An 8970-nucleotide genomic window follows, 5' to 3' on the forward strand; every position below is an offset into this window, starting at 1 on the left:
AATACCGATAATATTATAGTTAAATATATGTTGGTAAAAGAAACAGATAAAAAAATTGGAAATATAAGCAACATAAATAACGGTTTAGTTGATAAGTATACAGTTTACAGAACGCAGGTTTTAGCAGGATTGAATAATTTTATAACAACACAATTAAGTGTAGTTAATGAAATGTTAAATTTAGTTGATGATGCTACGGATGCTCAAAAAACAGAATTTATAATAAAACTTAGGAAAATAGAAACTTTAATTCCGTATTTACAAACAAAATATGAGAATGATAATTTAGAAAAGTTAAAAAATAAAACAGATGCTTTGAAAAAAGATATTATCAATTCCATAGACAAAACAAATATAACAACCGTTAAAAGTTCCAATGAAAAATCAGTTATTGAAGATTTTATAAAATACGGTGCAAAATTCATTAATACCGCAATAACATCACGGTTTATAAAAAAATCAAAAATTAATAATATAAAAGTTCCTGTTGCTTACGGTATAAGTGAAGATACTTTGATAGCTGTGCTTAACGATAATGCTAAAGAAGAATATAAACAATTAAATAAAAAACTTAATGAAGAAATTGAAAACGGAAAAGACGATAATGCTAAAAAAACTTCAAAAGAAATAGTCGGTTTGATAAAAAACAATATAAGTAACAGAAATGTTTTGGAAAAAGAAATAGAACGGTTTGATAATGAAATTGTTTATGCAGTTCGTTCTTCAGGTATCGGTGAAGATGAAGGGCAAAGTTTTGCCGGTATGGGAAAAACAAATTTGAATGTTACAAAAGAAAATATTATTGATTCCGTTATAGATTCCTGGAAATCTTTTTATTTGGAAACTCCGGTAAAATATATGGCAAATAATAAAAAAAGAGTACAACCTTGTATAATGCTGCAACCCTTTATAACCGGAGAAGTTTCAGGAATAGTATTTAGCAGAAACAGAAACGGTTATTCCGATATCAGTGCCGGGTATGGCTTAGGCGAAGGAATTGTAAGTAATACTGTTCCGGCAGATGAAATAGAAGTAAATATAAATAACGGGCAGACAATAAACTACAATAATGTAAATAAAAATTTACAAATGCTTCCGCAACAAAATAAAAACGGAACCGAAATAAAAATAATAGAAGACGAAATAAAAGCAAAATCAAGGGCTTTAAGTGATAAAGAAATTTCGAGTTTGATGAAAATTATTAAATTTTTGGAATATGAGTACGGTTATCCTGTAGATGTTGAATGGACAATAAAAGACGGAATAATATATATATTACAGGTTCGCCCTATAACAATATTAAACACAAATGAAGATGATATAAAAATACAAGAATATAAAGTCCGGGAAAGTAAAAGTTATATTGATAAAGCTGCTTCAATTTTTGATAATTTGTTTTCAAATAAAACGACAAATTTATATGAATATTGGACAACTGTTTTTGCTCCTGCAATTGAAACATTATTGTTTATTGTAATACCTTTTATTTTATTTGCAACAAATCCGTTAATTTTTTGGACAATATCGGTTGTCGGTTTTGCCGTATCTCATAGGGTTGCAGATGAAATTATAAATAAATTTATTGATTCATCTGCAGAAATAAGAAGTTTATCGGATATAATCAAATTGGCGGGAACCGGTTTTATTTTTTCTTCCGTATTTTTGGTAACGAATATTTTATTACCGGGCTATCCGTTAATTGTATTTGCTTTAGCTTCAATTACGCATTCAATTTATAATTATATATCAACCAAAACGGATAAAATTCCTGCAGCAACTATTATAAATTATGATGATGACTATATTCCTTACGATCTTACAAATGAACCCAAATTTGATATAGAGCAAATTTATGAAAGAGATGTTGAAAAAGAAGGTATTGAAAAATTTTTAAACAGAATAGAAATTTGGAAAAAGGAAATAGACGATAAAGCATCCGGGTTGGATAACGGGCTTAGAGTAAAAGTAGCAAATTTAGTTGTGAGATTATATATTGAACAAAAAAGCAGTGATTTTAATGAGAAACAACAAAAACAAAAACGAGAAGATGCACAAAATATACTTTACATGGCATATAAAACAGGTTTAATAAAAGATATGGATCTTAATTTTAGAAGAATAAGAGCGGCAGGATATGACGGAGCAAAATTTTTTTATAACGGTATTGCAAAACATTATCCCGATAATGATGAAAATAAAAAACAAAGAGAAGATTTAAGAAAAACATTGAAGCAAGTTACAGTGGAATTCATAAAAGCCTTTAAAAATATTGATAAAAAGAAAACAGATGAACAATTATATAAAACAATTAAAAAAATAAAAACAAATTTAGAAGATTTTAATAAAGATAATAATAACGTAAATGAAATAAATATAAATGTTGTGTTTGACGAATTACATTATTTGCCGAGTAAAATAAATAACGGAATAGATAACGGTAACATATCAGTAAAAGATACAATTGATTTAATTGATGCAATAATTCCTGTTTATAATGTAGCAATTAAACAAAAAATAAAATTTAATGACAAAATTTTTGAATTTTTTAAGAAATTTGCGCTTGAATCCTATTCTGCAAAAGATAATCGTTATATTAATGATAATGCTGAAAATAAAAAAATTCCTTTTTATAATATTGTAGAATTATTAATGAATGGTGTACAAAATACGGAAGTTATATTTAATAGAAGTGATGAGTATATAGTTGAAATAGCTAAAAATGTATATAACGGACATTCCCCTTACGGAAAAGAAGATAATAAAAGAAAAAAAGATGCAATTAAAGTTTTAGAAAAGTTTCAAGCAGTTGCTCCCAAATATTATATGGCATCTGCAAATGAAATATTTAATGATATAGTTTTAAACGAAGATACGTTGAAATTATTATTCAAATCTTTAAAAGAAACGGAACAATATGAATACAGATTGGAATTAAATACCAATAATGTGAGTGATGAAATAAAAAATTTAATAGTTGATAATTGTGCACATTTGGATATTGGTTATATGTGCCATTATTTTTATTTTAAAAGTGAAAAAGGAAAAGGTTATTCTTCTTTTACCGAAGATATAATAAAAAAAATAACCAAAAGGTATAATAGTTCTACCGACGAAGAATTGAAAAAATCGGCAGCTGTTGCGCTTGGTGAGATATATTCGGTTATGTATGAATATATTGATATTGACGATATCGTTTCAATAGATGAATTAAATAATTTTTATACACAAAACAATATGAATTATATTTTAATAAAAAATTATTCTTATGTAGAAAATTTATACGATTGGAATGCATTCTACTATTATCAGGATTATTCTTATGATAAAGCAAAAATGGAACAAAATTATGATATAAAAATTTCCGAAATAAGATTTGTTGACGCTGCAAAACTAAAATATGATTACGAATTTAACATTACGCCTTTAGTATCGGGAAACGTTAGAAACGAAGAATTTAAATTAAAACAAAAGGCACCGACTTTTGTTAAAACTTATAATTTCAAATCCGTTAAAGAAAAAGAACAAGAAAAATTGGCGGAAATGTTTGATATTGTAAAATTATTGCTTGAACATAACAGCAAAGCATTGCAGGCGCTTGATGAAGGAAACTTTAATGTTGCAATTGAATATTTGAAAAAAATGATAGATTGTATGAGTAAAATAAATGAAGATGATGCAAAAAATTGCGGCAAATCTTTGGAAAAAATTGAGAAAGATATTAAAGAAGGTAAAATAGAAAAAGAAAATTTAAATTCATTGATAAATGTAGTTCATCAAACAGCTATGGAAGATTTTAAAATAAATATAAAAAATATTGATAAAAATTCGGATAGTAATAATTTAATAAAATCCGAGCATAAAGGAACGGTAATAAAAGCGGATAATTTATCAACGAATGAAAATATAAATCCTGAAATATATCAACTGATGAAATATTTGTCATTGGATAAACATAACGTAGATTTAATCTTTAAAGATGATATGATTGTTTGGTCAAAGATACTTTTGGCGCACAGTGTTGATATTATTTTTAATTTCGGAACGGAAGGCAGAGGTATAAATATATATTACAATGAAGGCGGAGATGATTTAAGTAACGAATGGAGAATAAATTATTTTATGAAAGTTTTGAAAAATTTAGGATTTGATGATATTAAGAATAATGATGATGATGATTTACATGTTGAAGACGGTATTTACGGAATAAGAGTTTCTCTCGGCGATAATTCCGGAATCAACGATCAAATTGATTTGCCGAAACTGGCTGCCGAAGTTATTAAATTGTTTGAATATTCAATAAATATGGATATTAAATTGGAACGAGTATATTCTCCGCTATCTTCCCCTTACGACTTTCCAAATGAATATGAAAGTGAAGATAAAAAAAAGGAAAGAGTTGAAGGGCAAATAGATGGATATGCGGATGTTTTCCTTAAAGGAGATATGCCGTTTAATTATAATTATCGTGTTTCAAAGATTGTCAGTGAAATTCCTTCTTATATGGAAAGACCAAGAATGGATAGAATAAAAGAGTTTAAAAATTACCTTAATAATATTCTTAAAAATTTAGGTTTGGAACAGATCCCCGAAGATGTGCTTAACGGAGAGATGGTTTATGTTCCCAATGGAAATGCAAGCAAAAATTTCTTTATGAAAGATATAGATGAATATTTTAACAAACCTATTGAACAGGCATTTATTGAAGGCAGGATAATATTTGATTCCGAAGGAAAACTTATAAAAAATAAAAATTATAATTTAATTGACAATTTTATGAATATTTTTAATATACAGGGATACGATTGTTTAATTAGTGCGGAAATAATAAACGATATTCCGCATGAAATGAAATATTATGGAACAAGAGTAAGAGGAGGTAGAATTAAGTTATTAAACGGAGATTATCTTTATATAAAAGAAATTTTTAACAAAAATACTTATCAAACCGAATATGCTCAGGCGGAACTTGTAACTTCTTCCGGACGAAAAACATTAACCGGTGAAGAGTTAAAGAAAATATTGGAACAAGAAGGTTATAAAGTAAAAGATATAAAAAATATAAATAAAATAAAAATAAATAAATATAATTTGAACAAAATAATAAAAATAGAAAATGAATTGAATTTGATAAACGGACAAACCGCTTGTGAAGGAAAAGAAGAATATAAAGTTCTTAAAATTTCATTTGATACCGAAAATATTGATGAAAATACTGCTTTATTTAAAGAATTTACAACACCGAACGATTACGATGCAATTGAAAAATCCGGTGGAGTTTTAACAACTTCCGGTGGAATGTTAAGCCATGCCGCAATAACGACGAGGGAATTAGGAAAACCGTCTTTAAGATTGAATAATTGTAAATGGGAACAGGATGAAAACGGCAAATATGTTGAATTTATAAATTATAATACTAACGGTGAAAGTATAATAAAGATAAGGCAAGATGATAAAATTTTCATGTCTGCCAAAAACGGTTTTATAGTAAAACTTGGAGATACCGATAATTTAAATAATAAAAAGGAAGAGTTAAAAGAGTATACAAAATATTTAAGAGAAGAAAATAAAGAATATTGGCAAAATGAAATAATCGGACAAATACGTATAATTTCCAAAGTTGTAAGCGGACAAATTGCGGAAATATTATTTTTTAATTTATTTGATAATATAACAAAATCAGGGTATGAAACGGATGAACTTGATTCGGACTTTTTAAATAAAGTTGAAGAAGAAAAAAATAATATATTTGATAACATAATTGAATTTTCTCAACAGCAAGATAATAAAGAAGAGTTTGTTTCAGAAGAAAAAGAACAATTCGGTAAAGATAAAGACATTGTAAATTTGGATAATATCAAGGCAAATCAAAAAAACAGGTTCGGCGGTAAAACGGTTGAACTTGCGAAGGTAAAAACGGAACTTAAAGATTACGATGTAACAGTTCCAAACGGTTTGGGTTTAAGTAAAAATGTTACTAATGAATATTGCGGGAAAAAATATATTGATTTAAATAACAAACTTAAAGATATAATAGAGAATAAAAAAAATATGGAAACTGAAAATTTAAGAACGGAAATAATTGGTATTATAGAAAAAAGTGAAAATGAAGAAATTGAAAAATTGATATTAGAAGATATAGATAAAAATAAATATTATTCCGTTCGTTCTTCGGGAATAGGTGAAGACGGCAGGGAATATGCTTTTGCCGGTATGGGAGAAAGTGTTTTGAATGTTAAAGGAAGTGATGTAATAAAAGAAATAAAAAACGTTTGGAAATCTTTTTATAGTAAAGAAGCAATAGAGTATATGATAAACAGCGGTCAATTTATTCAACCTGCAGTATTAATTCAAGAGATGGTTATTCCTTCTTATGCCGGTGTGGCATTTAGCCGAAACGAGCAAGGATATTTACTTATAAACGTAACGGAAGGTTTAGGTGATAAGGTTGTCGACGGAACTGTAAATCCGGATGAAATTGAAGTTAACCCCGTAACCGGGGAAAAAAGATATCCTGAAATTGAAACGATATTAATGCCGGAACAAATAAAAAAACTAAATGAAATAATAGGTGTTTTGGAGGAAAATGCAGGTTATCCCATAGATACCGAATTTGCCTTTGATAAAAAAGGGAAATTAAATATATTGCAAAGAAGAGCCGATACAAAATTTAATAATGTCGGAAAAGAGCAACAAGCCGATATTAAATTTGATAAAATAAAAAGCGGTGAAGAATTATTTTATGTAGAATATAGAAATAAAGCAGTTCCGGTTTTAGTTGAATTTGATAAAAAATATAATCAAATTACATTTGTTGTAAGTGGCGATAATTTTAATAATGAAGATAAAAATAATATATTAGTGAGAATACAAGACAGAGTAAATAACGATATTGTTGTAAGAGGAAAAGTTAATAGACATATACCGATATTTAATAATATAGCTTCGGGAAAATTGGAAATTATTCCGCCTGTTCCCGTTGATAATTTGGAAATAGACAGAAATGATATTGACGATTTTAAGAATTCAAGAAATACAATAAATATTCTTAAAGCGGCATAAAATTTGTTTCAAAAAGTTTGCAGTTACATTTATCAGCTGCTTTAGCTTTACGTCCAACGACGCAGCTCATCAGCTAAAAATTATGAATAATTTTTTTAAAGGATAAAAATATGAAATTAGGTATTGTAGGGCTTCCCAATGTAGGTAAATCAACATTGTTTAATGCAATAACAAAAGCAGGTGCCGAATGTGCCAATTATCCCTTTTGCACAATTGAACCTAATGTAGGTGTAGTTGCAGTTCCTGACAAGCGGCTTGATTTTTTGGAAAAATTATACAATTCCAAAAGAAAAGTTTATGCCACAATAGATTTTGTCGATATTGCCGGGCTTGTAAAAGGTGCTTCAAAAGGTGAAGGTTTGGGCAACCAATTTTTAGCACATATCAGGGAAACATCCGCAATTGTTCATGTAGTTCGTTGTTTTGAAAATAAAGATATTACACATGTTGAAGGTGCTATATCCCCCTTAAGAGATATAGATATTATTGAAACCGAACTTATGCTTGCCGATATGGAAACAATAAATAAAAAATTAGAAAAATTACAAAAAGATATAAAATCAAGAAATCCTAAAATTTTAGCGGAAAAAGAATTGGCAGATAAAGTAAAGGAACATTTGGATAAAGGGCTTCCCGTAAGAACATTAACAGTTACCGATGAAGAAAAACTAATATTAAAAAATTTCTTTCTAATAACGGCAAAACCGGTTATCTATGCATGTAATGTTGCAGAGGACGATTTGCCATCTATGGAAAATAAATTTACAAAAATGGTGCAGGAAAGAGCCGCAGCCGAAGGTGCACAGGCAATTCCTATATGTGCAAAAATAGAAGCCGAACTTTCGGAGCTGTCACAACAGGATCAGGAAACTTTTTTGAAGGATTTAGGTTTATCCGAACCGGGTTTAAACAGATTGGTTAAAGCAAGTTATGCTTTATTGGGACTTATAACATATTTGACCGCAGGTGAAGATGAATGCAGAGCATGGACTATTAAAAAAGGTTTTTTAGCACCGCAGGCGGCAGGTGTAATACATACAGATTTTGAAAGAGGTTTTATAAGGGCTGAAGTAATGGCTTATGATGATATATTTAAACTCGGCAGTCAAAAAGCGGTAAAAGAAGCCGGCCTTTTAAGAAGCGAAGGTAAAGATTATATTGTAAAAGACGGTGATATTATTGAATTCAAATTCAATGTTTAACATTGTAGTTTCCATTAAATATACGTGTAAATTTAGTATAATATAAAAATGTATCCCGAACTGTTTACTATTTGCGGTTTTACCGTTTATACTTACGGTATTTGTATTGCGACAGGTTTTTTTGTTGCAATGCAGTATGTCGTTTTAAATTCTAAAATAGCAAATATTTCAAAAAATCAAATATACGATTTGTTTTTTTATTTAATTGTTTTCGGTATTTTAGGAGCACGACTGTTTTATGTTCTTACCGAAATGAATTATTTTATAAAACATCCGGTTGAAATTATTCAAATTTGGAAAGGCGGGCTTGTATATTACGGCGGTTTTATAAGTTCGTTAATTTTTGGTATTTGGTATTTATATAAAAAACACATTAACATAAAAAAAGTACTTGATACTTTTGCTCCGGCTATTGCTCTCGGGCATGTTTTCGGCAGGTTAGGTTGTTTCTTTTCCGGATGTTGTTACGGAAAAGAATGTGATTTTTTTCTTTCAATAGATAACAGGTATCCTACACAATTATTTGAAGCATTCGGTAATTTAATAATTTTTATTTTACTCCATAGATTTAATAAATCAAAACATAAGAACGGACAAATTTTTGTTTTATATTTGTTTTTTTATTCGTTATTGAGATTTTTTGTTGAATTTTTAAGAGGAGACGATAGAGGTATTTTTATTTTAGGTTTGTCTGTCGCTCAAGTAATAT

General features: G+C 28.4%; 3 protein-coding genes. All 3 read left to right on the forward strand.

Annotated elements, in window-relative coordinates:
- Positions 1 to 27: 27 nt before the first annotated feature.
- Positions 28 to 7059, forward strand: a complete 7032-nt coding sequence (locus ACMUOV_RS04865) for a PEP/pyruvate-binding domain-containing protein (protein ID WP_413853983.1) — start codon at positions 28 to 30, stop codon at positions 7057 to 7059.
- Between the two features lie 110 nt (positions 7060 to 7169).
- Complete coding sequence (ychF, locus tag ACMUOV_RS04870; protein ID WP_413853984.1) at positions 7170 to 8261, forward strand: redox-regulated ATPase YchF; 1092 nt, start codon at positions 7170 to 7172, stop codon at positions 8259 to 8261.
- 48 nt (positions 8262 to 8309) lie between these two features.
- A partial coding sequence (lgt, locus tag ACMUOV_RS04875) for a prolipoprotein diacylglyceryl transferase (protein WP_413853985.1) occupies positions 8310 to 8970 on the forward strand: 661 nt, incomplete at its 3' end.

Source organism: Candidatus Ruminimicrobium bovinum, assembly GCF_902760015.1.
Taxonomy (GTDB): domain Bacteria; phylum Elusimicrobiota; class Endomicrobiia; order Endomicrobiales; family Endomicrobiaceae; genus Ruminimicrobium; species Ruminimicrobium bovinum.